The 22,752-nt window shown below is 62.7% G+C and carries 20 protein-coding genes and 2 tRNA genes; 18 read left to right on the forward strand and 4 right to left on the reverse strand.

The genetic code is table 11. From position 1 onward, the window contains the following. Positions 1-20: 20 nt before the first annotated feature. From AC16HO_RS03410 to AC16HO_RS03420, 3 genes are all read left to right on the forward strand, one after another. Complete coding sequence (locus AC16HO_RS03410; protein WP_395642833.1) at positions 21-1,709, forward strand: GMC oxidoreductase; 1,689 nt, start codon at positions 21-23, stop codon at positions 1,707-1,709. Between the two features lie 10 nt (positions 1,710-1,719). After that, complete coding sequence (locus AC16HO_RS03415; RefSeq protein ID WP_395642832.1) at positions 1,720-2,379, forward strand: gluconate 2-dehydrogenase subunit 3 family protein; 660 nt, start codon at positions 1,720-1,722, stop codon at positions 2,377-2,379. Between the two features lie 61 nt (positions 2,380-2,440). Continuing rightward, the gene (locus AC16HO_RS03420; protein ID WP_395642831.1) at positions 2,441-3,346 is read left to right on the forward strand and encodes a PhzF family phenazine biosynthesis protein; all 906 of its coding nucleotides are present in this window, start codon (positions 2,441-2,443) and stop codon (positions 3,344-3,346) included. Between the two features lie 351 nt (positions 3,347-3,697). On the opposite strand, the gene AC16HO_RS03425 is transcribed toward AC16HO_RS03420, so the two are convergent. The 3 genes from AC16HO_RS03425 to tpiA form a co-directional block, all read right to left on the reverse strand. Beyond that, a tRNA-Leu gene (locus AC16HO_RS03425) sits at positions 3,698-3,782 on the reverse strand. Positions 3,783-3,871: 89 nt separating this feature from the next. After that, positions 3,872-4,360 carry a preprotein translocase subunit SecG gene (secG, locus tag AC16HO_RS03430; protein WP_395642830.1) on the reverse strand — a complete coding sequence of 163 codons (489 nt, stop codon included), beginning with the start codon at positions 4,358-4,360 and terminating at the stop codon, positions 3,872-3,874. Between the two features lie 16 nt (positions 4,361-4,376). After that, positions 4,377-5,141, reverse strand: coding sequence for a triose-phosphate isomerase (gene tpiA, locus AC16HO_RS03435; protein WP_395642829.1), 765 nt, complete (start codon positions 5,139-5,141; stop codon positions 4,377-4,379). A 303-nt stretch (positions 5,142-5,444) separates the two neighbouring features. Between tpiA and AC16HO_RS03440 the strand changes: the two genes are divergently transcribed. From AC16HO_RS03440 to AC16HO_RS03510, 15 genes are all read left to right on the forward strand, one after another. Further along, on the forward strand, positions 5,445-5,801 hold the full coding sequence (locus tag AC16HO_RS03440; protein ID WP_395642828.1) for an NADH-quinone oxidoreductase subunit A: 357 nt from the start codon (positions 5,445-5,447) through the stop codon (positions 5,799-5,801). Further along, entirely contained in the window at positions 5,792-6,418 is a 627-nt protein-coding gene (locus AC16HO_RS03445; protein WP_395642827.1) for a NuoB/complex I 20 kDa subunit family protein, read from the forward strand. Before AC16HO_RS03440 ends, AC16HO_RS03445 begins: the two co-directional genes overlap by 10 nt. Beyond that, positions 6,415-7,167: an NADH-quinone oxidoreductase subunit C gene (locus AC16HO_RS03450; RefSeq protein ID WP_395642826.1), complete on the forward strand. Its 753-nt coding sequence runs from the start codon at positions 6,415-6,417 to the stop codon at positions 7,165-7,167. The genes AC16HO_RS03445 and AC16HO_RS03450 overlap by 4 nt, the downstream gene beginning before the upstream one ends. A gap of 165 nt (positions 7,168-7,332) precedes the next feature. Beyond that, entirely contained in the window at positions 7,333-8,586 is a 1,254-nt protein-coding gene (locus AC16HO_RS03455; protein ID WP_395642825.1) for an NADH-quinone oxidoreductase subunit D, read from the forward strand. A gap of 12 nt (positions 8,587-8,598) precedes the next feature. After that, positions 8,599-9,126, forward strand: coding sequence for an NADH-quinone oxidoreductase subunit NuoE (gene nuoE / locus AC16HO_RS03460; RefSeq protein ID WP_395642824.1), 528 nt, complete (start codon positions 8,599-8,601; stop codon positions 9,124-9,126). Between the two features lie 50 nt (positions 9,127-9,176). After that, complete coding sequence (gene nuoF / locus AC16HO_RS03465; protein ID WP_395642823.1) at positions 9,177-10,487, forward strand: NADH-quinone oxidoreductase subunit NuoF; 1,311 nt, start codon at positions 9,177-9,179, stop codon at positions 10,485-10,487. Then, positions 10,484-12,859: an NADH-quinone oxidoreductase subunit NuoG gene (gene nuoG, locus AC16HO_RS03470; protein WP_395642822.1), complete on the forward strand. Its 2,376-nt coding sequence runs from the start codon at positions 10,484-10,486 to the stop codon at positions 12,857-12,859. Before nuoF ends, nuoG begins: the two co-directional genes overlap by 4 nt. Positions 12,860-12,911: 52 nt before the next feature. After that, positions 12,912-13,937: an NADH-quinone oxidoreductase subunit NuoH gene (nuoH, locus tag AC16HO_RS03475; protein WP_395643048.1), complete on the forward strand. Its 1,026-nt coding sequence runs from the start codon at positions 12,912-12,914 to the stop codon at positions 13,935-13,937. Between the two features lie 5 nt (positions 13,938-13,942). Next, positions 13,943-14,431, forward strand: coding sequence for an NADH-quinone oxidoreductase subunit NuoI (gene nuoI / locus AC16HO_RS03480; protein ID WP_395642821.1), 489 nt, complete (start codon positions 13,943-13,945; stop codon positions 14,429-14,431). Between the two features lie 23 nt (positions 14,432-14,454). Further along, positions 14,455-15,060: an NADH-quinone oxidoreductase subunit J gene (locus AC16HO_RS03485; protein ID WP_395642820.1), complete on the forward strand. Its 606-nt coding sequence runs from the start codon at positions 14,455-14,457 to the stop codon at positions 15,058-15,060. Continuing rightward, positions 15,057-15,362, forward strand: coding sequence for an NADH-quinone oxidoreductase subunit NuoK (nuoK, locus tag AC16HO_RS03490; RefSeq protein WP_347262294.1), 306 nt, complete (start codon positions 15,057-15,059; stop codon positions 15,360-15,362). The genes AC16HO_RS03485 and nuoK overlap by 4 nt, the downstream gene beginning before the upstream one ends. Positions 15,363-15,367: 5 nt before the next feature. Then, on the forward strand, positions 15,368-17,398 hold the full coding sequence (nuoL, locus tag AC16HO_RS03495) for an NADH-quinone oxidoreductase subunit L (protein WP_395642819.1): 2,031 nt from the start codon (positions 15,368-15,370) through the stop codon (positions 17,396-17,398). A gap of 156 nt (positions 17,399-17,554) precedes the next feature. After that, positions 17,555-19,066 (forward strand): NADH-quinone oxidoreductase subunit M, encoded by a 1,512-nt coding sequence (locus AC16HO_RS03500; protein WP_395642818.1) that lies wholly within the window; start codon positions 17,555-17,557, stop codon positions 19,064-19,066. 75 nt (positions 19,067-19,141) lie between these two features. Then, positions 19,142-20,593 carry an NADH-quinone oxidoreductase subunit NuoN gene (nuoN, locus tag AC16HO_RS03505; protein WP_395642817.1) on the forward strand — a complete coding sequence of 484 codons (1,452 nt, stop codon included), beginning with the start codon at positions 19,142-19,144 and terminating at the stop codon, positions 20,591-20,593. Positions 20,594-20,666: 73 nt separating this feature from the next. Beyond that, a tRNA-Met gene (locus AC16HO_RS03510) sits at positions 20,667-20,743 on the forward strand. Here the strand turns inward: AC16HO_RS03510 and AC16HO_RS03515 are convergent. Beyond that, complete coding sequence (locus AC16HO_RS03515; RefSeq protein ID WP_484335290.1) at positions 20,700-22,244, reverse strand: recombinase family protein; 1,545 nt, start codon at positions 22,242-22,244, stop codon at positions 20,700-20,702. The genes AC16HO_RS03510 and AC16HO_RS03515 overlap by 44 nt on opposite strands. Positions 22,245-22,752 lie beyond the last annotated feature (508 nt).

The following is a 22,752-nucleotide window of genomic DNA, read 5'->3' on the forward strand; positions in this document are numbered from 1 at the left end:
TTTTTGCAACGGGCTTGGTGATGGAAAAAAATACTTTCGACGCGATCGTGGTCGGTACCGGCATCTCCGGTGGCTGGGCCGCCAAGGAGCTGACCGAAAAAGGGCTAAAGACCCTCGTGCTCGACCGCGGGCGCATGGTCCGCCACGGTGAGTATCCGACCACGACCGAGGACCCCTGGCAGCTGGCGCACGGCAATCGTCCGGCGCTGAAGGACTACGAGCGCAAGTCCAAGCAGGCACGCACGGGCTACACCATCACGCCGGCTTCCGCACATTGGTTCGTCGACGACATCGACAATCCCTACGAGGAAAAATATCGCTTCGACTGGATCCGCGGCTACCACGTGGGTGGCCGCTCGATCATGTGGGGTCGGCAGAGTTATCGCTGGAGCGACCTGGATTTCGAGGGCAACGCGAAAGACGGCATTGCCGTGGACTGGCCGATCCGTTATGCCGACATCGCGCCGTGGTATGACCACGTCGAGACGTTCATCGGCGTCAGCGGCCAGGCCGAGGGACTGGCGCAGCTGCCGGACGGCAAGTTCCTGCCGCCGATGGAACTCAACTGTGTCGAGCGCGAGTTCCAGGGCAAGCTCAAGGACAAGTTCGGTCGTGCGCTGACCATAGGTCGCACCGCGCACCTGACCGGCCCGCTCGCGCACGACCAGAGCCCGCAGCGCAGCAGCTGCCGCTATCGTAACCTGTGCATCCGCGGCTGCCCGTTCGGCGCTTATTTCAGCAGCAATGCAAGCACGCTGCCGGCGGCGGAGAAGACCGGCAACATGACCCTCGTGCCGAATGCGATCGTGTACGAGCTGATCTACGACGAGAAGCAGGGCAGGGCGGGCGGAGTGCGTGTGCTCGATGCTGAAACCGGCGCGCGTACCGACTATTTCGCGAAAGTCATTTTTCTCTGTGCCTCGACCTTCGGCTCGGCGCACATCCTGTTGAATTCGACCTCGAGCCGCTTTCCAAACGGCTTCGGCAACGACAGCGGCGAACTGGGCTGCAACATCATGGACCATCACCTCGGTGCCGGCGCGAGCGCGACCGTCGAAGGTTTCGACGATCGTTACTATTCCGGGCGCCGACCCAACGGCTTTTACATTCCGCGCTACCGCAACGTCGGCAAGGACAAGCGCGAGTACTTGCGCGGCTTCGGCTACCAGGGTGGCGCATCGCGTGCGGGCTGGGGCAGCCTGCAACTTGCCCCCGAAGTCGGCGAGGACCTGAAGAACAAGGCGCAAGCTCCGGGGCCGTGGAGTATCGGCATGGGCGGTTTTGGCGAAATTCTTCCCAATCACGACAATCGCGTGACCCTGGACCGCAGCCGCAAGGACAAGTACGGCCTGCCGATCCTCGCCTTCGATGCGCGCCTGCGCGAGAATGAGCTGCGCATGCGCAAGGACATGATCAACGACGCAGCCGAAATGCTCGAAGCGGCGGGATACCGCGACGTTCGCATCGTCGACGAACCCTACGGCATCGGCCTCGGCATCCACGAGATGGGCACCGCGCGCATGGGCCGCGATCCGAAAACCTCGGTGCTCAACGCGTTCAACCAGATGCATGCGTGCAAGAATGTCTACGTCACCGACGGTTCGTGCATGACTTCAGCCGCATGCCAGAATCCGTCGTTGACCTACATGGCGCTGACCGCGCGCGCGGCCAACCACGCCGTGGAAGAACTCAAGCGCAGAAACATCTGAGGGCGGAACGATGAATCGTCGCGAAGTATTGCAGCGGGTCGCCGCGTTGATGGGGGGCGCCATTTCCGCACCGGTCATGCTCGCCGTGCTTGACGGGTATGCCGCGCAGCCGGGAACCGACTGGAAACCCGCGGTGCTCGGAGCGAACGAACTCGCTGTCGTTTCGCGCATCGCCGACATCCTCATCCCGCGCACCGACACACCCGGTGCGCTTGACGTCGGCGTTCCCGTCTTCATCGACGGCATCCTGAAAGACGTCTATGCGCAGGATGCACGTGACCGCTTCCTGCAGGGCGCGCGCGATTTCGACGCGGCAGCGCGCGAGGCGCAGCACAAACCGTTCGTGAAACTGTCGCCGCCGCAGCAGAAGGCACTCGTGCGGAAATCCCAGGACGCCGCGATTGCCGACGAGCGTGTCTTGAGCGAACGCAAGCAGAAAGCGCTCGTGCAGGAAGTCCACGACGCCGCGATGCTGCAGCAGCGCACCGAGACCGCGCCGTCGGCGCATCAACGCGCTTTCATCCTCACAGTCAAGGAACTGACCCTGCTCGGCTTCTTCACCTCGCAACCCGGCGCAACGCAGGTACTGCAATATGCAGCGATCCCCGGCGCGTATCACGGCTGCCTGCCGGTGAAGCAGGCGGGCAACGGCAGGCGCTGGGCGACGTAGCTGCGCGTGCACGCGGCCGATATGATGGAGATCTTCCTTCTCCATTCATCGGTTTTCGTTCATGAGTCGCAGCTATGGTTTTCGCATCGTCAACGTCTTTGCCGAATCACGCCTGAGTGGCAATCCGCTTGCCGTCATCGAGGACGCCAGTGGATTGAGCGACGAGGAAATGCAGCAGATCGCGCTGCAGTTCAACCTCGCCGAAACGACGTTTGTCTTTGCGATCGTCCCTGAACGCGAAGATCGCGAAGCGGCCGTCCATGGCCGCACTTCTCAAGCGTCTTCGACAGAAGCCGATGCCAGGGTGCGCATCTTCACCACGAGCTTCGAGATGCCGTTTGCCGGCCACCCGACACTGGGCACGGCGCATGTGCTGCGTGCGCTGGGGCGAGCGGGCGATGCAATGCGTCTGCATCTCAACGCTGGCGTGATTCCGGTCGGCGCGCAAGGCGACATGTGGACGCTGACCGCAAACGTACCGACGCGGCGCGCCTACGAATTCACGCGCGCGCAACTCGCGTTGGCGCTGGGTCTGCACGAGGATGACATCGCCGGCGAGCCGTTGTGGATGAACGCGGGCGTCGAGCAACTGATCGTGCCGCTGGCAAACGTCGACGCGGTGACGCGTACGCGACCGCAACTCGACGCTTTCGTCGATCATTGCAGCAACGCGCGCGAGGCGCAGACGTATGTCTTTGCGTTCGACGGTGCGACCCGTGTGATCAGTCGCTATTTCTGGGGCTCGCCCGCGGCAATCCTTGAGGACCCCGGCACCGGCTCCGCCTGCGCGAACCTTGGTGGCTATCTGCTTGCCAATGGCTCAAAGGCGCCGTTCGCCTTCGACGTGCATCAGGGCGCGGCAACCGGGCGGCCGTGTCTGCTGCATCTGACTGTCGATGCGGATCAGCGCATCCATGTCGGCGGTCGTGTGGTCGAGGTGATGCGAGGCGAGTTGCAGCTTGACTGAAAATCACCGGCAAGGAGCCGTTTGATCCTGTTTGCCCGAAACGTCTCCGCTTGCTGACGGCTCATGGCGTAGAATTTGAGCACCTTTTGGGGAAGGGGACTTGAATGGAGCAGACTTACTGGAGGCGCAATACTGTCAATCCGTCAGCATATGACGGGGGAATAGAAGGCGCCCGAACAAGGAGGGCTGTGAGAATCTGTCATAAGTTCCGAATCGGCGTGACTGCAGGCGTTCGACTTTCGCCTCGGCAGTGCGGAATCGGCCTTGCGCTGCCAGAAAACAAAAAGCCCGCATGGGAGCGGGCTTTTTCGATGTTTTCCGGACGGCGTTGAACTGCGTCGGACTAGTTATTGGTGCCCAAGGGGGGACTCGAACCCCCACACCTTACGGCGCTACCACCTCAAGGTAGTGCGTCTACCAATTCCGCCACCTGGGCAATTTGTGTTGCTGCCTTCGCGTATCGATTGGAGTCGACGCGCTGCGAGCCGCGTATGATACCTGTCGCAGCTTGTGCCGGTAAAGGGATCAGGGCTTCTTTGGCGCTTCTTTGTGCGTCTCGGCTTTGGCGTCCGGGCGCTTCGCCGGGGTGTCCTCCTGCTTGACCGGTGGCGTGGTCACGGCGGGGGCTGCCGGCACGTCGGACTTGGTCGCGGGCACGACCGGGCCGGTGGCGGGTGCGGCGGGAATATCCGTGGTTGCGGCCGGAGTCGCGGGCACCGTCGCCTTCGGCGTATCCAGCGCACCCATGACGCCGAGGTCGTCCGCAGTCTTGATCGTGCCGGCGTTCTTCAAGTACCAGGCCATGGCGAGGCTGAGCAGGAAGAAGATCGTGGCGAGGATGGCGGTGCTGCGCGAGAGGAAGTTGCTCGCACCGCGCGAACCGAACACGGTGCCCGAAGCACCGCCGCCGAAGCCCGAGCCGGCCTGCGCGCCGGCTCCGCGCTGGAGCAGGATCAGGATGGTCATCGCTACCGCGATGAGCACGTAGAGGATGTTGAAAAGAGTGAGGACCATTGTCGAACCCGGGAAATCAGGATTGCGCCGCGGCGCAGATCGCGAGGAAATCCGCCGCCACGAGCGAAGCGCCGCCGATCAGGCCGCCGTCGATGTCCGCCTGCGCGAACAGCTCGGCCGCGTTGCCCGGCTTGACGCTGCCGCCGTAAAGGATGCGGAGCGAGCCGGCTATTCTAGCATCCAGGTCGGCGACTTTGCTACGGATGAATGCGTGCATTTCCTGTGCCTGCGCCGGCGTCGCGGTGCGACCAGTGCCGATCGCCCAGACCGGTTCGTAGGCGACGACGGCGTTTTCCAGCGCGGCGACGCCCGAAGCGGCCATCGTCGCGCCCAACTGTTCGGCGACGACGACGAAGGCCTGGCCACGGTCGCGTTGTTCCAGGGTCTCGCCTATGCACAGGATCGGCGTCAAGCCGGCTGCCTGCGCGCGCGCGAATTTCTCCGCGACGCAGAACGCGTTCTCGTGATGCAGGGTGCGACGCTCCGAGTGGCCGACCAGGGTGTGCGTCGCGCCGATGTCGCGCACCATCGTCGCGGCGGTTTCGCCCGTGTACGCGCCTTGCTGGTGCTCGCTCACGTCCTGCGCGCCGAAGATCAGGTTTGCGCCGGCATGGCGCGCGGCGAGGTCTGCCAGGTAGATGTTCGGCGGCAGGATCGCGACATCCATGGCGTCCAGCGCGCCAGCGGCGCGCGCGCGCGCGATCGTATCGACCAGCTCGTGTGCCGAGGCGCGCAAGCCATGCATTTTCCAGTTTCCGGCGACGAGTTTGCGGCGGGACATGGGTACTCTCGAACAGGCAATTGGGCAAGAATACACGCAAGCCGCGACTTGTCGGCGTGAGCTGGCCTGTCGCGCGGAGCAAGAATCACAAGATGTTGCGTCGCGCAAGCGTTGGCAAGACTGAATGCGCGGACTATCATACTCGTTCGAGTCGCAGCCGTTTGGTGGCCCGGGTTGCGGATCTGTCGCGTGTTCCTTCGCGATGCGGCTTGCGCCAAGTGGTAAGTTTCGACTGGTTTCTGGATGGGCTGCGCTTCGAGGCGCAGCCGCTGATGCGTCAGGGAGTTGATGCGGAGGCTTTGCGTGCTGGCTGAATATTTCCCGATTCTGTTGTTCCTTCTGGTCGCCGGCGGTATCGGTGTCGCCCTGCTGTTGATCGGTGCCGTGCTCGGTCCGCGCAGCACGAACAAGGAAAAATCCGAAGCCTACGAATGCGGTTTCGAGGCCTTCGAGGATGCGCGCATGCAGTTCGACGTGCGCTACTACCTGATCGCGATCCTGTTCATCCTGTTCGATCTTGAAATTGCGTTCCTGTTCCCGTGGGCGGTGGTGTTCAAGCAGATCGGCCTGGTCGCGCTGGTCGAGATGGCGATGTTCCTCGCGCTGCTGCTGCTCGGTTTCGTCTACTGCTGGAAGAAGGGGGCGCTCGAATGGGAGTGACCGACACCACGATTGAGAAGCGCCTGTTCACCAACCCGGTGGCGACCGGGCCGGTGGAGGACATCCTGCGCCCGGGCGAGGACAATCCGCTCCTCGAGCGTGGATTCGTCACCGCCTCGCTCGACAGCCTGATCAATTGGGCACGCACGGGCTCGATGTGGCCGATGACGTTCGGCCTGGCCTGCTGCGCGGTCGAGATGATGCATGCCGGCGCGGCGCGCCTGGATCTCGACCGCTACGGCGTCGTGTTCCGCCCGAGCCCGCGCCAGTCGGACGTGATGATCGTCGCCGGCACGCTGGTCAACAAAATGGCGCCGGCGTTGCGCCGCGTCTACGACCAGATGCCCGATCCGAAGTGGGTCATCTCGATGGGTTCGTGCGCGAACGGTGGCGGCTACTACCACTATTCCTATGCCGTCGTGCGCGGTTGCGACCGCATCGTGCCGGTTGACGTCTACGTGCCGGGCTGCCCGCCGACCGCCGAGGCGCTGGTCTACGGCATCCTGCAGTTGCAGAAGAAGATCCGCCGTTCCAGCCCGATCGGCGAGAAGCAGATCGCGACCGGCAACTCGCCGCAGAAGCAGGTCGTCATCAACAACGTCATCGCGCGCACATGACCGATACGCCTGCAAATTCCGCCCCGGCCGCGGCGCCGACGACGCTCGCGCAACGCATTGCTGCGCGACTCGGCAGCAAGGTCGTTTCGGCCACCGGATCGTTCGACGAAACTACCGTCGAGGTGCTGCCGGAAAACTGGCTTGCCGTGGCGCAGGCGCTGCGCGACGAGGTCGAGTTCCATTTCGAGCAATGCGTCGATGTCTGTGGCGTCGACTATCTCGGCTATGGCCAGACCGAATGGGACACGACTGACGTATCCTCGACCGGATTCTCGCGCGGCGTGGAAGGCGAGGGCCCGGGTCGCTTCAAGTGGTCGAATCGCCCGATCGTCGGCGCGGGGCACAAGCGTTTTGCCGCGGTAGCGCATCTGCTCTCGATCAAGAACAATCAGCGTGTGCGCATCCGCTGCCATGCGCAGGACGACGCGCTGCCCGTGGTGCCATCGCTGACCGGCATCTGGCCGGGCGTGAACTGGTTCGAGCGCGAGGCCTTCGACCTGTTCGGCATCGTCTTCGAGGGGCATCCTGACCTGCGCCGCATCCTCACCGACTACGGTTTTGTCGGTCACCCGTTCCGCAAGGATTTCCCGTTGATCGGCAATGTCGAGGTGCGCTACGACGAAGCGCTCGGCCGCGTGATCTACGAGCCGGTGACGTCGGTCGAACCGCGCGTAGGCGTGCCGCGCGTTGTGCGCGACGATTCGCGCTACGAGCAGGCACAGGCCGAATCTGCGGCAGGGATGAAGTGAATCGAAGTGCGGGAGCGGACAAGATTCGCCACGAAGACGTGGTGAGCACGGAGAAACGCAATTCAATATCTTCGCGTTCATTTTCTGATCTCCAGCGCCTTTCCGTGCCCTCCGTGTCTTCGTGGTGATTTTTTTGATTTTGGTGTTTGAGCCTGCTGACAATCCATGCAAGAAATCAAGAATTACACGATCAACTTCGGCCCGCAGCATCCCGCGGCGCACGGCGTGCTGCGCCTCGTGCTCGAGCTCGACGGCGAGGTGATCCAGCGCGCCGACCCGCATGTGGGCCTGCTGCATCGCGGCACCGAAAAGCTCGCGGAGTCGAAACCGTTCAACCAGTCGATCGGCTACATGGACCGCCTCGACTACGTCTCGATGATGTGCAACGAGCACGCCTACGTGCGCGCGATCGAAACCCTGCTCGGCATCGACGCGCCGGTGCGCGCGCAGTATATCCGCACGATGTTCGACGAGATCACGCGCATCCTCAATCACCTCATGTGGATCGGCTCGAACGCGCTCGACCTCGGCGCAATGGCGGTGTTTCTCTACGCGTTCCGCGAGCGCGAGGAGTTGATGGACTGCTACGAGGCCGTGTCGGGCGCGCGCATGCACGCGACTTACTATCGCCCGGGCGGCGTCTACCGCGACCTGCCGGACCGCATGCCGAAATACAAGGAGTCGCGCTGGCACAAGGGCCGCGATCTCGCGCAGCGCAACGAATGGCGCGAAGGCTCGATGCTCGACTATCTCGACGCCTTCACCCGGGATTTCCCGGGCAAGGTCGACGAGTATGAAACGCTGCTGACCGACAACCGCATCTGGAAGCAGCGCACGGTTGGCATCGGCGTGGTTCCGCCCGAGCAGGCGCTGGCCTGGGGCATGACCGGGCCGATGCTGCGCGGCTCGGGCATCGAATGGGACCTGCGCAAGAAGCAGCCCTATGCGATGTATCACAAGATGGATTTCGACATTCCGGTCGGCGTGCAGGGCGACTGCTACGACCGCTACCTCGTGCGCGTGGAGGAGATGCGCCAGTCGAACCGCATCATCGCGCAGTGCGTGGAGTGGCTGAAGAAGAATCCGGGCGAGGTGATCGCGCGCAACTTCAAGGTCGCGCCGCCGAAGCGCGAGGAAATGAAGGACGACATGGAAGCGCTGATCCATCATTTCAAATTGTTCAGTGAAGGCTACAGCGTGCCCGCGGGCGAGACCTACGCGGCGGTCGAAGCGCCGAAGGGCGAGTTCGGCTGCTATCTGATTTCCGACGGCGCGAACAAGCCGTTCCGCTGCAAGCTGCGCGCGCCGGGCTTCGCCCACCTGTCGTCGATGGACGCGATCGTGCGCGGCCACATGCTGCCCGACGTCGTCGCGATGATCGGTACTTACGATGTCGTGTTCGGCGAGATCGACCGTTAAAGGTATTTGAAGATGAAAGCAACCGGCCATTACGCCGAAGTCAAGGACGTCGATCCGCTCGTCGCGCTCAACGCGCACACGCGCGAACACATTGACCATTGGCTGACCAAGTTTCCGCCCGACCGCAAGCGCTCGGCGCTGATCCAGGCGCTGTTCGCGGCGCAGGAGCAGAATGGTGGCTTCCTGACCGACGAACTGATCACGGCGGTGACGAAGTACCTCGGCCTGCCGGCGGTGTGGGGCTACGAAGTCGCAAGCTTTTACTCGATGTTCGAGACCACGCCGGTCGGCCGCAACAACGTCGCCGTGTGCACGAACATCTCGTGCTGGCTCAACGGCGGCGAGGGGATTCTCAAGCATTGCGAGAAGAAGCTCGGCATCAAGGTCGGCGAGTCGACGCCGGATGGTCGCGTTTATCTCAAACAGGAAGAGGAGTGCCTCGCAGCCTGCTGCGGCGCGCCGATGATGGTGGTCAACGGCCACTATCACGAAAAGCTGACGCCGGAATCGGTGGATCAGATTCTCGACGGATTGAAATAGGAACTTGCAGGGGCGTGACTCGTCGCGTCCGGCTTTGAAGGCAAATATCTATGGCAGTGGGCCCCGCACCGCAGGAACACCAGGTCGTCTACACGACGCTGAACTTCGACACGCCCTGGTCGATGGACAGCTATCTCAAAGTCGACGGCTACAAGGCGTGGAAGAAGATCCTCGCCGAGAAGCCCGATCCGGCTTCGATCGTCGATGAATTGAAAAAGAGTTCGCTGCGCGGTCGCGGCGGCGCCGGCTTTCCGACCGGCTTGAAGTGGTCGTTCATGCCGAAAGGCACGATGCAGAAATACATCCTGTGCAATTCGGACGAGTCCGAGCCGGGTACCTGCAAGGATCGCGATATCCTGCGCTTCAACCCGCACGCGGTGGTCGAGGGTCTGGCGATCGCCTGCTACGCGACCGGTTCGAGCGTCGCCTACAACTATCTACGCGGCGAATTCCACCACGAGCCGTTCGAGCATTTCGAAGCGGCGCTGAAGGAAGCCTACGCGACGGGTCTGCTCGGCAAGAACATCGGCGGCAGCGGCATTGATTGCGATATCTACACCGCGCTCGGCGCCGGCGCCTACATCTGCGGCGAAGAAACCGCGCTGATGGAATCGCTCGAAGGCAAGAAGGGCCAGCCGCGTTTCAAGCCGCCGTTCCCGGCCGGGTTCGGCCTCTACGGCAAGCCGACCACGATCAACAACACCGAGACCTACGCTTCGGTGCCGACGATCCTCAACAAGGGCGCCGAGTGGTTTCTCGCCCAGGGCAAACCGAACAACGGCGGCCCGAAGATTTTTTCCGTGTCGGGCCACGTCAACAAGCCGGGCAACTACGAGATCAAGCTCGGCACGCCGTTTTCCGAGCTGCTCGAGATGGCCGGCGGCGTGCGCAACGGCAACAAGCTCAAGGCGGTGATTCCGGGCGGTTCGTCGATGCCGGTGCTCAAGGCCGACACGATGATGGGCCTGACCATGGATTACGATGCGATCCAGAAGGCCGGATCGGGCCTGGGCTCCGGCGCGGTCATCGTCATGGACGAGACGACGTGCATGGTGCGTGCCTGCCATCGCATCAGCCGCTTCTATTACGCAGAGTCCTGCGGCCAGTGCACGCCCTGCCGCGAAGGCACCGGCTGGATGTACCGCATGCTTTCGCGCATCGTCGAAGGCAAGGCCCAGCTTGGCGATCTCGACATGCTGAAATCGGCGGCCGGGCAAATCGAAGGACATACGATCTGCGCGTTCGGCGAAGCCGCCGCCTGGCCGGTGCAGGGTTTCCTGCGCCAGTTCTGGCCCGAGTTCGAGTACTACATCAAGAATGGCCGCAGCATTGTCGATGCGCCCATGGGAGTTGCCGCATGAGTGCGCAGCCGACCGCGCCCGCCGCACCGCCCGATTTCGTCAACATCGAAATCGACGGCAAGGCGCTGCAGGTGCCGAAGAATTCGATGATCATCGCCGGCGCCGACAAGGCCGGCATTCCCATTCCGCGTTTCTGCTATCACGAAAAGCTGCCGATCGCCGCGAACTGCCGCATGTGCATGGTCGAGGTCGAGATGGGCGGCAAGCCGATGCCGAAGCCGCAGCCCGCGTGTGCGACGCCGGTCGCCGAGGGCATGAAGATCAGGACCGCTTCGCAGAAGGCGCTGTCGGCGCAGCGCAACGTCATGGAATTCCTGCTGATCAATCATCCGCTCGATTGCCCGATCTGCGATCAGGGCGGCGAGTGCGAACTGCAGGACCTGTCGATGGGCTACGGCCGCTCGGTCTCGCGTTTCGTCGAGCGCAAGCGCGTCGTGCCTGACGAGGATCTCGGCCCGCTGATCGAAACCGAGATGACGCGCTGCATCCAGTGCACGCGCTGCGTGCGCTTCATGACCGAAGTCGCCGGTTCGCCGGAGCTTGGCGGCATGGGCCGCGGCGAGCATCTGGAAATCGGCACCTACATCGGCAAGACGATCGATTCGGAACTCGGCGGCAACATCATCGATGTCTGCCCGGTTGGTGCGCTGACCAACAAGGTATTCCGCTTCCGGGCGCGCCCGTGGGAGCTGATCGCGCGCGAGTCGATCGGCTATCACGACGCGCTGGCCTCGAACCTGTGGCTGCACACGCGCCGCGGCGAAGTGCTGCGCACCGTGCCGCGCGACAACGAAGCGATCAACGAATGCTGGCTGTCCGATCGCGACCGCTATTCGCATCAGGGTTTGTATGCGGATGATCGCGCGACAAAACCTCTCGTGCGCAAGAACGGCGAGCTCGTCGAAACCTCGTGGGAAGAGGCGATCGCCTTCGCCGCCGACGGCTTGAAGAAATGTGGCACCGATGTCGGTGCGCTGGTTGCTCCGTACGTGTCGAGCGAGGAAGGCCATCTGCTCGCGCAAATCGTGCGCGGCCTCGGCAGCGACAACATCGATCATCGCCTGCGCGTTGCCGATTTCGCCGACGGCGGTCCGGCGGGCGCTACGTTCGAAATGCCGGTCGCGCAGATCGAGAAGGCGAAGGCGATTCTGCTCATCGGCAGCAATCCACGTCACGAAATGCCGTTGCTCGGACACCGCATCCGCAAGGCCTGGAAGGCCGGCGCGAAGGTGTTTGCGGTCAACGCGCTCGATTACGACTTCAACTTCGATTTCAACCTCGGCGGAAAATTCATCGTGCTGCCGTCGCAGTTGGTCGGCGAACTTGCCGCATTGGTCGCGGCGGCGCGCGAAGGCGGCGCCAGCGTGCCCGCGAATGTCGCAGCCGTGGTCGATGCGGCGAAGCCGACCGACGCGCACCGCGCGGCGGTGAAGGCACTGTGCGAGGCGAGCGACTCGGTGCTGATCTTCGGCAACGATGCCGTGCACCAAGCGCAAGCCTCGTTGCTGCGTGCACTTGCGAAGGCGCTTGCCCAAGCGACGGACAGTTCGTTCAACGAACTTGCCGATGGTGCGAATGCAGTCGGTCTCGCACGCGTCGGCGCGCAACCGCGCGCGAACGGGCGCAATGCCGCGGCGCTGCTCGCGCAGCCGACCAAGGCGTTGATCAGCTATCACCTGGGCGCCGAAGACACGAGCTCGCCGGCAGCTTACGACATCGCGCGCGACAACGCGCCATTCGCCGTCTACATCGGCGCGTTTGCCTGCAACGGCGTGAAGCGCACTGCGCAAGTCGTGCTGCCGGTCGGCCTGCCGCCGGAAGTCGACGGCAGTTATGTGAACGTCGATGGCTTCGTACAGACAGTCGCCGCCGGCGCAAAACTGTCGGGCGACGCGCGGCCGGGGTGGAAGGTGTTGCGTGCGCTCGGTGCCGCGCTGGGTTTGCAGGGGTTCGGCTTCACCGAATTCAGCGAAGTGCGGGCGGCCGTCGCCGATGCGCTCGCGACGAAATCTTCGGCGGCGGCGTCCGCTGCAATGGCGCCCTCGACGACCGCTTCGGTCGAAGCGGGAGCGTTCGAGCGTATCTCCACCGTGCCGATCTACCGCAGCGATGCGATCCTGCGCCGTTCGCCCGCACTGCAGGCGCATCCGCTCACCGGGGTTTGTTCCGTTGGTCTGCACCCGGAGGATGCGCTGGCGCTCGGCCTGGGCAACGGCGGCAAGGCGAAGGTCAGTGCCGGCGCGGCGACGGTGGAATTGCCGGTCGTGGTGACGCGTGCGGTACCGCGCGGCGGCGCGTGGATCGAAAAGACCTGGAAGCAGACGCGCGCGCTGCCGGGCAATGGCGGCGCACTGACGATAACGAGGGCCTGACCGCGTGCTTTCCCATTTCTTCCATTCCTGGATTCACGATCCGCTCGTCTCGATGTTCGGCGTCGGCGGACTCGTCGTCTGGCTCGTGCTCTGCATCCTCGCGATCGCCGTGCCGGTGATCCTGTCGGTCGCGCTCTATGTCTGGTGGGAGCGCAAGGTGCTCGGCTGGATGCACGTGCGCATGGGGCCGAACAGTGTCGGTCCGGCGGGACTCGCGCAGACCTTCGCCGACGTGTTCAAGCTGCTGCTGAAGGAATACTTCATGCCGCAGTCGGCGAGCAAGTTCCTGTTCGTCGTCGCGCCGCTGATCGCGCTGGTGCCGGCGTTCGCCGCCTGGGCAGTCGTGCCGTTTGACGACAAGGTTGTGCTGGCCGACGTCAATGCCGGTCTGCTCTATCTGCTCGCGATGACCTCGCTCGGCGTCTACGGCATCATCCTCGCCGGCTGGTCGTCGAACTCGAAGTACGCGATGCTCGGCGCGATGCGCTCGGCCGCGCAGGTGGTGTCCTACGAAATCGCGATGGGCATGGCGCTGGTCGGCGTGCTGATCTGCGCGGGAAGTCTGAATTTGTCCGACATCGTGCGCGCGCAGGGCGGCCACTACGGTCTGTTCTCGTGGTTCTGGCTGCCGCTGCTGCCGCTGTTCGTCATCTATTTCATCTCGGGCGTGGCCGAGACCAATCGCGCGCCGTTCGACGTCGCCGAGGGCGAATCGGAAATCGTCGCCGGCTTCCACGTCGAGTATTCGGGTGCGCCGTTCGCGGTGTTCTTCCTCACCGAATACGCGAACATGATCCTGATTTCGTTTCTCGCCTCCGTGCTGTTCCTCGGCGGCTGGCTTTCGCCGTTCCATGGCGCCGGTTGGGGTTTCCTTTCCGCCGACGGTTGGTGGTGGCTGTTCGCCAAGGCATTCGGCTTCGCGTTTTTCTATCTCTGGTTTCGCGCCGCGTTCCCGCGCTACCGCTACGACCAGATCATGCGTCTGGGCTGGAAAGTTTTCGTGCCCATCACGATCGTCTGGGTGCTCGTCGCGGGCTGCCTCGTGTACTTCAACATCGTCGGTCCGGGCAAGGTGTAATCAAGATGACCGCTGTCGTTCGCTATTTCAAAAGCCTGTTTCTGCTCGAGCTGCTCAAGGGGCTCGCACTGACCGGCAAATACATGTTCAAGCCCAAGTACACGATGCGCTATCCGATGGAAAAGATTCCGCAGTCGAATCGTTTCCGCGGCTTGCACGCGCTGCGCCGCTACCCGAATGGCGAGGAGCGCTGCATTGCCTGCAAGCTGTGCGAGGCGGTGTGCCCGGCGTTGGCGATCACGATCGATTCCGAGCAGCGCGCGGACGGCACGCGGCGCACGACGCGCTACGACATCGACCTGTTCAAGTGCATCTACTGCGGCTTCTGCGAGGAAAGCTGCCCGGTCGACTCGATCGTCGAGACCAACATCCACGAATACCACTTCGAGAAGCGCGGCGAAAACATCGTGACCAAGCCGCAATTGCTGGCAATTGGTGATCGTTTCGAGAAAGACATTGCAGCGGCGCGCGCGCAAGACGCGGCCTATCGTTGAGAAGATACGTTGGCGAGGCGTCCATGAGTTTCGAACTGATTTTGTTCTATCTGTTTTCCTTCGTGCTGCTGATCGCGGCGCTCGGCGTGATCACGGTGAAGAATTCCGTGCACGCCGCACTGCTGCTGGTGTTGACGTTCTTCACCGCGGCAGCGTTGTGGCTGCTGCTTCAGGCGGAGTTTCTCGCGGTTGCACTGGTGCTCGTCTATGTCGGCGCGGTCATGGTGCTGTTCCTGTTCGTGGTGATGATGCTCGACATCAAGGTCGAGCCGCTGCGCGAGGGTTTCGTGCGCTACCTGCCGGTCGGCGCCGTCGTCGCACTGGTCATGCTTGTGGAAATGCTGGGCCTGATCGGGCTCAAGGCGATGTCGGCGCAGGCGTTGCCGCCCGATCCCGCTGGAGCATCGAACACGGCCTGGCTCGGCAATGCGCTGTTCACCCAGTTCCTGCTGCCGTTCGAAGTCGCCGCGGTGATCCTGACCGTTGCGCTGGTCGCCGCCGTGGTGCTGACCTTGCGCCGCCGCACCGGAGTCAAGTCGCAGAATCCTGCCAGGCAGGTTGCGGTCAAGGCGAGCGAGCGCATCCGCATCGTCAAAATGGAGAGCGTCAGCAAGGGAGGCACGCCATGATCACGCTGTCGCACTACATCGTGCTCGGCACGATCCTGTTCTGCATCTCCGTCGCCGGCATCTTCATCAACCGCAAGAACGTCATCGTGCTGCTGATGTCGATCGAGCTGATGCTGCTCGCGGTGAATACGAACTTCGTCGCGTTCTCGCGTTTTCTCGGCAATGTTGACGGGCAGGTGTTCGTGTTCTTCATCCTGACCGTGGCGGCGGCGGAGTCGGCGATCGGGTTGGCGATCCTCGTGACGCTGTTCCGCAACCGCGCGACGATCAACGTCGGCGAAATCGATTCGATGAAAGGCTGATCGGCATGAGTCTCAATCCCACCATTCTGCTGATCATCGCGCTCGCGCCGCTGGTCGGCGCAGTCGTTGCCGGCATTTTTCGCAACCAGGTCGGCCGCATCGGCGCGCACACGGTCACGATTGCCGGCGTAGCGCTCTCTTGCGTGCTGTCGTTCTACGTGCTCTACCAACTCGTCTGGGGCGGGGCGCAGAACTACAACGCCAATGTCTACACCTGGTTCCAGGTCGGCGCCATCGATGCGCACGTCGGCTTCCTCGTCGACCGCCTCACCGCGATGATGATGGTCGTCGTCACATTCGTCTCGCTGATGGTGCATGTCTACACGATCGGATACATGGCAGAGGACGACGGCTACCAGCGTTTCTTCAGCTACATCGCGCTGTTCACCTTCTCGATGCTGATGCTGGTGATGAGCAACAATTTCCTGCAGCTGTTCTTCGGCTGGGAAGCGGTGGGCCTGGTTTCGTACCTGCTGATCGGCTTCTGGTTCAAGCGTCCGACGGCGGTGTTCGCGAACATGAAGGCGTTCCTCGTCAACCGCGTCGGCGACTTCGGCTTCCTGCTCGGCATCGCCGGTGTGCTCTATTTCTTCCACACGCTCGACTATGCGACCGTGTTCGCGCACACCGACGTACTCAACGGCAAGACGCTGGAGATCCTCGGCGGCGATCCGTGGTCGGCTGCGACGGTGATCTGCATCTGCCTGTTCATCGGCGCGATGGGCAAGTCGGCGCAAATGCCGCTGCACGTCTGGCTGCCCGATTCGATGGAAGGCCCGACGCCGATCTCCGCGCTGATCCACGCAGCGACGATGGTCACCGCTGGCATCTTCATGGTCGCGCGCATGTCGCCGCTGTTCGAACTGTCAGAGACGGCACTGACGTTCGTGCTCGTGATCGGTGCGACGACGGCATTCTTCACCGGGCTCATCGGCATCGTGCAGAACGACATCAAGCGCGTGGTCGCATATTCGACCCTGTCGCAGCTCGGCTACATGACCGCCGCGCTCGGTGTGTCGGCGTACTCGGCCGCGGTGTTCCACCTGATGACGCATGCGTTCTTCAAGGCGCTGCTGTTCCTCGGCGCGGGTTCGGTCATCATCGCCATGCACCACGAGCAGGACATGCGTTACATGGGTGGCCTGCGCAAGTACATGCCGATCACCTTCATCACCGCGTGGATCGGCACGCTGGCGCTCACCGGCATGCCGGGCTTTGCCGGCTTCTACTCGAAGGACGCGATTATCGAGGCCGTGAAGGAAGCATCGGATCATGGCGGTCTGGCGCAGCATTACGCTTATTGGTGCGTGCTGCTCGGCGTCTTCGTCACCGCGTTCTACAGCTTCCGCCTGCTGTATCTCACGTTCCACGGCAAAGAGCGTTTTGTCGTCGAGCATGGTCACGGTCACGGGCATGATGATCACGACAACCATGGTCATCACGAGCCGGGACATCTTGCGCATGAGCCGCACGAATCGCCGGCCGTCGTCACCTGGCCGCTGATGGCGCTGGCGGTGCCCTCGATCGTGATCGGCGCGCTGACCGTCGGTGCGATGCTGCACGGCGACTACTTCGGCAGCGCGATCCATGTCGCGCATGCGCAAAGCGATGGGGCACACGAATTCCAGGGCTGGTTGTCGATGGCGTTGCACGGTTTGGGTCAGCCGCCGTTCCTGCTGGCGTTCTGCGGCTTCGCACTGGCGACCTACATCTATCTGTTCAATCCGGCCGTCGCCGACAAGGCCAGGAGCGCCCTGTATCCGCTGTGGAACATGCTCGACAAGAAGTATTGGTTCGATCCGATCTATCAGGCCGTGTTCGCGCGCGGCGGCGTCGCGCTCGGGCGTGGCCTGTGGAAGGGCGGCGATGTCGGCGTGATCGACAATGTGCTGATCGACGGCTCGGCTGCGGCGGTCGCGCGCACAGCGGGCGTCGTGCGCTGGCTGCAATCGGGTTATCTGTACACCTATGCGTTCGCGATGATCCTCGGGCTGGTATTCCTGCTCGGCGGATTGTGGTGGGTTGTTCGTGGTTGAGTTGCATAACTGAATAACGTCATCCGGGCATGGATTGCCCGGGTCCAGACTGCAGGGATGCCATGCAATCGGTTTGGTGGGATTTGCCGTCCATGGCGACGGGATTCCGGCAATCCATGCCGGAATGACGAGCGAAAAAAGAATAGGAATGACGGAATGATGCAATCGCTGTTGAGCATCCTGATCTGGCTGCCGATCGTTGGCGGATTCGCCGCGCTCGCATTGGGCACGCACCGGGCGAAAGAAGCGCGCTGGCTGGCGCTGGCCGTGTCTGTCGTGACGTTCATCGTCAGCGTTCTGCTGCTGACCGGCTACGATGCGGCCGCCGGCACGATGCAGTTCCTCGAGCAGCATCGCTGGGTTGCCGCGATCAATGCGAACTATCACCTCGGCGCCGACGGCATCTCGGTCGCGCTGATCGTGCTGACGACTTTCGTCACTGTGCTCGTCATCCTTGGGGCCTGGGATTCGGTGCGCGACAAGGTCAATCAGTACATGGCCGCGCTCCTTGTTCTCGAAGGCTTGATGATCGGCGTATTCTGCGCGCTCGATGCGCTGCTTTTCTACGTCTTCTTCGAAGGCATGCTGATCCCGATGTTCATCATCATCGGCATCTGGGGCGGGCCGCGTCGCGTCTACGCGACCTTGAAGTTTTTCCTCTACACGTTCCTGGGATCGATCTTCATGCTGGTCGGGTTGATCTGGCTCTACCTGCAGGCGGGTAGTTGGGAGCTGTCGCAGCTCGCGGCGCTCAAGCTCACGCTGACCCAGCAGTCGTGGCTGTTCTTCGCCTTTCTGATCGCATTCGCGGTCAAGGTGCCGATGTGGCCGGTGCATACATGGTTGCCGGATGCACACGTCGAGGCGCCGACCGGCGGCTCGGTCGTCCTGGCGGCGATCATGCTGAAGATCGGCGGCTACGGTTTCCTGCGTTTCTCGCTGCCGATCACGCCTGATGCGAGCCAGCATTTCGCCTGGCTGCTGATTGCGCTGTCGCTGATCGCGGTGATCTACATCGGCTACGTTGCCCTGGTCCAGGAGGACATGAAGAAGCTGATTGCGTACTCGTCCGTGTCGCACATGGGCTTCGTCACGCTCGGCATCTTCATTGCGCTCGCGCTCGTGCGCGTGACCGGCAACAAGGACGCGGCCCACCTCGGCGTTTCCGGCGCGATGGTGCAGATGATCTCGCACGGGTTCATCTCGGGCGCGATGTTCTCGTGCATCGGCGTCGTCTACGATCGCATGCACACGCGCATGATCCGCGACTACGGCGGCGTCGTGAACACGATGCCGTGGTTCGCCGCTTTCTGGGTGTTCTTCTCGATGGCCAATTGCGGCCTGCCCGGCACGAGCGGTTTCGTCGGCGAGTTCATGGTCATCCTCGCAAGCTTCCAGTCGAACTTCTGGATCGCCGCGCTCGCCGCGTTCACCCTGATCATCGGGGCGGCGTACACGCTGTGGCTGGTCAAGCGCGTGATCTGGGGCGAGGTGACCAACGATCACGTCGCCAAGCTCAAGGACATCAATCCACGCGAGGCGCTGGTACTCGGCGCGTTCGCGGCGGCGACCCTGCTGTTCGGCATCTGGCCGGCGCCGTTGACCCATCTGATGGATGCCTCGGTCAGGCATGTCGTCGATCAATTGCTGATCGTCAAAGCGGGATAAATTGAAAAATGCAGTCGGGATGGCTGCTTTTTGATTCTGCACACAGGAACGTGTGCTCCAGTGAGACTCAAGAACATGCCTTTCAGCCTTCACGATCTCTTCCTGCTGCTGCCCGAAGCGTTCCTGCTGTTCGCGATCTGCGCCGTGCTCGCGGTCGATCTCGTCATCAAGCCGGCGCAACGCGATCTCACGCATTGGCTGTCGATCGCCGTGCTCGTCGCGACGCTGGTGCTCGTCGTCGGTTTTCCCGCCGAGCCCGGGCGTGGCTTCTCCGGCATGTTCGTGCACGATGCCGTCTCGAGGCTGCTGAAGGTTTTCATCCTGCTGGTTGTGCTCGCGGTATTCGTCTACGCCCGCACCTATCTCAGGGATCGCAATCTCCACGTTGGCGAGTTCTATCTGCTCTGCCTGTTTGCGACACTGGGCATGATGCTGCTCGTTTCCGCCGGCAGTCTGGTCATGATCTACGTCGGCCTCGAATTGCTGACGCTGTCCTCGTATGCGCTGGTCGCGCTGAACCGCGATTCGCCGCTGTCGTCCGAAGCGGCGATGAAGTACTTCGTGCTCGGCGCGCTCGCCTCGGGCATCCTCCTGTACGGCATGTCGATGATCTATGGCGCAACCGGTACGCTCGACCTGCAGAAGATCCACGCGGTTGCCTCGCTCGCCGCCGGCAGCTCGCACCAGACCCTGCTCGCGTTCGGCCTTGTCTTCCTCGTCGCCGGCATCGGCTTCAAGTTCGGCGCCGCGCCGTTCCACATGTGGCTGCCCGACGTCTACCAGGGTTCGCCGACCGCGGTTACCACGTTCATCGGTTCCGCGCCGAAGATCGCCGCGTTCGGCATGGCCTGGCGTCTGCTCGATGGCGCTCTCGGCGGCCTGCATCCGCACTGGGGCGAGATGCTGGCCGTGCTCGCCGTGTTGTCGCTCGCCATCGGCAATGTCGTGGCGATCGCGCAGACGAACTTGAAGCGCATGCTCGCTTACTCGACTATTTCGCACGTCGGCTTTCTGCTGCTCGGCCTCGCCAATGGCACGCCCTCGGGTTACGCCGCCGCGATGTTCTACGCGATTGCCTACGCGATCATGGCGACCGCCGCGTTCGGCTCGATCCAGTTGCTCGCGCGCGCCGGCTTCGAGGCCGAGGAGATCGACGACTTCAAGGGCCTCAACCAGCGCAATCCGTGGTATGCCTTCGTCGTGCTGCTGGTGATGGCGTCGCTCGCCGGCATTCCGCCGCTGTTCGGCTTCTTCGCCAAGCTCATGGTGCTCAAGGCGGCGATCGACGCCGGCATGATGTGGCTCGCGATCGCCGCGATCGTGTTCGCCATCGTCGGCGCGTTCTACTACCTGCGCGTGATCAAGGTCATGTATTTCGATCCGCCGGTGCAGAAGGGCGCACTCGCGCTGCCGCAGGACATCCCGCTGCGCTGGATCCTCTCGATCAACGGTGCCGCCCTGCTGTTTCTCGGCCTGTTCTTCGGCCCGCTGCTGGGCTGGTGCTACCGGGCGATGGGGGCCGGTTGAGGTCGAAGCAATCCGGCACTGGTCTGGCGTCCTTGCAAAATGCCGTAGTCTGAGACTAGAATAGCGGCTCTGGTGCGGGGTGGAGCAGTCTGGCAGCTCGTCGGGCTCATAACCCGAAGGTCGTAGGTTCAAATCCTGCCCCCGCTACCATTTCTATCTTGCTAACGCCGACCACGGCATACAGCGTTTCACCTTCACGCTGAATCTCAACCCTGCCGCCAGTGATGGCGCGCAGGGTTTCTCTTGTCGTAGGTACGTCTTTCGCGTTTTCGAGATCGCGCACCAAGCGCTCCCAACGCTCCTTTGCGCGCGGGATCATCTGCGCGGGGTGGAACGTTTTTGCAACATCCAGTTCCGCTTGAGCTGCTTCCTGCTCGGCCTCGGCGGCCAGCAACTCGGCGCGAGTCGTCGGCGTGATGATGCCGGCACGGATCGCCGAGGCCACGTTTTCGCGGACGCGATTCGCGGCGGCGATGCGTGCTTGCAAAGCGCTCAGGTCGGGTGCCTGCGCCTTCATCTCCTCGGTGATGATTCGCTGTGCTCGACGCCAAGCATCCGACGAGAGCAGATCGTCACGAATGCCCGAAAGGAGGGCGGGTTCAATACGCGAACGAGCAATCGTTTCTCCGTTTGCGCAAATCGCATCACCTCGATCCTTGTGCGCGGCGCACCCGTAGTGCGTGCGGTTGACGACAACCATCGGGCCATCGCATTTAGGGCAACGTAGGATGCCCGTCAGGATGTATCGCGGAACGCGACCGGCACCACAGCGTTTGCCTTCGGCGCGCGGATTTGCACGGCGGCGCATTTCGCTTTGCGCGCGCTCCCACGTTGGCTTGTCGACGACCGCCAGTTCGGGCTGTTCGGTGATGATCCATTCCGATTCCGGCCGTTCGGCGCGCACACGTCGCCCGGTGTCAGGGTCTTTCGTCCAACGGCTGCGGTTCCAAATTTGCCGACCAGCGTAAATCGGATTGGCGAGGATACCGATGCCACGCTTCACGTCACCGTAGATCGCGCTGACCGCCCAACTACGCCCGCGCGGCGGCGGTACGCGTTCAGCATTCAGTGCTGCCGCAATGGCATGCGCCGACTTGCCAGCAATGTAGTCGACAAATATCCGACGCACAACTTCGGCGCGCTCGGAGTCGATGACGCGCATTCCTGTTCCGGCGACACGGTAGCCATAGGGCAGGCCACCGGCGCTGGCACCTGCGAGCGCGCGCCCGGTGAGTCCGCGATGCGTCTTCTCGGCGAGATCATCGAGGTACAACTCCGCCATCAGCCCGCGCAGGCCGGCGTTGACCTTGTGCCCTTTGGCAGCGGTGTCGATTCCATCGCTGACGCCGATTACGCGGATGTTGGCGAAACTCAAACGCTTGAGCGCTTTACCGCAGTCGTCTTTATCGCGCGAGAATCGCGACAGATCATCGATCAGAAGAACGTCGAACCGCTTCGACGAAGCCGCTGCGAGCATAGCCTGATATTGCGGACGATCCGCGCGTGCGCCGCTGACTGCCGCGTCCGCAAACACCATCGGTGCGGGCCAACCTTCTCGATCACAGCGCGCACGAATGTTGCGCAACTGGTCATCGATGCTGGCGGGAGATTGAAGATCGCTGCTGTATCGAGCGTAGGCGGCGGTTCGCATGACCGGAATCTACGCCACCTTGTCGATGGGTGGCAACGGAACCCGATTTGAACAGATCAGCGATTCTGCGCTATCCAACGCGGATTTCTCTGCAAGATAGTCGCGCACGAGTTTCTTCGCCAAGTCTTCGATTAGTAGGGTAAGCAGTTGTTGGGGTACGCTCATATCATCTCCTCCGGCACGCCCCATCGACATGGAGAATTGTTCCGGGGATGCTCTGCGAAGGAAACCTGCGTTGGCGTAGACGAGCGTAGGTGAGCGAGGAGAATTCTTGAGTAGTTGTCGTATCACTGACACGACAACTCAGATTCGATGCAGAGTGGTCACCGATTGGCGTCCCGATATTTCGCCGTCGATTCGCGGACTGTGCTCCGCTCAGGCGATGGACTTGGTCTGATATACGCCCTGCAGGCGGCTGCTACCCGCTGACAAGAGAAAATTCCCGTAATATCGTTCTGGGAGAAACTCTTGGGAGGGTATGGGTAGGGGAAATGGACGAGAAGGGGCA

This window comes from Rudaea sp. (assembly GCF_057139185.1).